Source organism: Candidatus Thioglobus sp. (genome assembly GCF_028599055.1).
Classification (GTDB): Bacteria; Pseudomonadota; Gammaproteobacteria; order PS1; family Pseudothioglobaceae; genus Thioglobus_A.
Window position 1 is genome coordinate 1 of record NZ_JAQRMS010000179.1, and the last position, 2203, is coordinate 2203.

Consider the following 2203-nt stretch of genomic DNA (forward strand, 5'->3'; position numbering starts at 1 on the left):
GATAGATGATTTTATCGCTTTTTTTAATCGTGTTGAGCAGTGCTAGTTTTAAGTTTTTTACTTGGTCACTTTTTTGTATTAAACTTCTAGTTTTGAGGTCGACTACATCACCCTCAATGAGATATCGGCCATTTTCAGACACCAACATAGAATCAATAGGGTCATGGGTGATTACTTCATACACACCTTTAAAAGGTGAGCTGGTGATATCTTGTTTATCGATGTCACCAAAGAAGCGGCTTAAATGCTGAATAACTTCATCTTTTGTTGCGAATGCTGAGCCAGATAAAAGCGTGATAACTAAAAAAAGTGATTTAATCATAATAAAAATATAAGGGAAAAATGAATCAATTTTACCTTTTTAGGTAGAATATCGGCATTATATTTTTTAACCGAGGAAGTGACGTGGAATTTTCATTAATTAATACAACCATTCAACAATTTGATGGTGACTGTGTGGTGGTGTTTTCAAATTCAGAGGCGACCAATGATGAGTTTTAGATTACACCAACTAGGTACAGTCAATGTCATACAGTGATAACAAATGACTATGTTCAACACACAGGAAATTAAAGAAAAAAAATTGTCAAATCAGTCCATAATAGGAGGTGCATACAAACACTGTGCAAAAGGGGGGGAGGAGTCAATAGGATTATCATGCTTGGTAGATTATTTCTACATGTCAGTTGCAAATCAAATTTTTTCCCCCACATCAGGTAGATCAAAAAATATTTTTGATACATACAAGTCACAAAGGCAAAATTTGTTTTTCTTTAATTTTCTTTTTGCAAAAGATTAAGCTACATATACAATAAATAGGAAACAGATTTAAAAAAAAACATTCGTTTGTTTCTGAATCCTATTTTACAATTCTTGTTGTTCTGTTTATATCAATTATGTCAGTTATATCAATAAAAATGTTGATATCAACCTACATTAATTTACACCCAATAATATCATGTACAGCTTGTAAACAAATTTTCTAAACTTGTTGAAATTTTCTGTTACAACAAAGACTTTTTATATTCTAGTCACAATTCTTACGTTGTTTTACTTGGGAGTGTTAATATATCAGCAGTTTTACGTCATGCTTTAGCTTCAACATGTTCAAGTACACGTATCTTGAATGTTTATGTTGCTTCTTGTTTTTTTCCATAAAAATGTATATTTGCATATAATTTGTCTTTGTGATCCAATAGAGTAGAATAACCATAATATCATTATGACTACTATAGTAATCTCAAACATCAAAAATTCTTATTCCTTTCTATAATGTGGTACTTTTCCAAGGCTGTCTTCTAGATCTACACTGCATACATTTCTTGAAGATTCTTCTAACTTTTTATTTTTATTTTATAATTTTGAACACAAATTTTTTTTGGTGTATTTTCAGCCATAAATTCTTATTTTTTTTTACATAGAGGGAAATCAATTTTTTTTAGACTAACTTGGAAATAAACAAATAAAATAAATAAAAACCCAGGGCTCCCACCTCAGCGAAAAAAAAATGGTTGGTGCCCAACATGCCAAAAAAAAAGAAAAAAAGCTTTCAAATGGTCAACATAAAATCAATTAAACATGCAAGGGAAAGATAACTCGTAGATCTACTTAAAATGAGATGCTTGTTGGATTTTTTTTATGATCCACCAGTGACCTCCAAAAATAATCTTATTTTAAATTAAAAAAATTAACTTGTGCCAAATTTCACTGTTTAAATACTATTTCATTATTGTTCAACTACATGTATGTTTTCGTGTGATTAGAAATACATGTAGCTGCAAAGGTCAGATTAATTGATTGATTGATTGATTGGTGTTTAATGCCAACTTTAGCAGTATTTCAGCTGTATCGTGGCGTGAAGAAATTTTATAATAACTAATACACAGGAGCTCTACACGATCCATAGAAACAAAACAGACTTGTGTATAAAACACATGAATTATATGTACAAATTAAAGACACATTAAAAGGATAAAATCATATAGATTTATAACTTACGTTATCTAATTATATATTTAAATTTTTTTTAAAATTATTTAAAAAATTTCAAATAGTGTCACCTGCGACATTTGTAAATACAGTCAAACCTGTCTTATGTGACCTTCCAAGGGAACAGTGAAATATGGTCGCACAAGACAGGGAGTCGTTGAATAGAGGTTATGATATTTGCTCCCAAAATCTCGAGAGGAAAAACCTAGTTCGG

At 30.2% G+C, this 2203-nt stretch carries 1 protein-coding gene; it reads right to left on the reverse strand.

The annotated features are described in order from the left end of the window. Nucleotides 1–322, reverse strand: a 322-nt coding sequence (locus PSN35_RS07275) for a disulfide isomerase DsbC N-terminal domain-containing protein (protein WP_300031525.1), incomplete at its 3' end; no start/stop codon positions are given. Between the last annotated feature and the right edge of the window lie 1881 nt (nt 323–2203).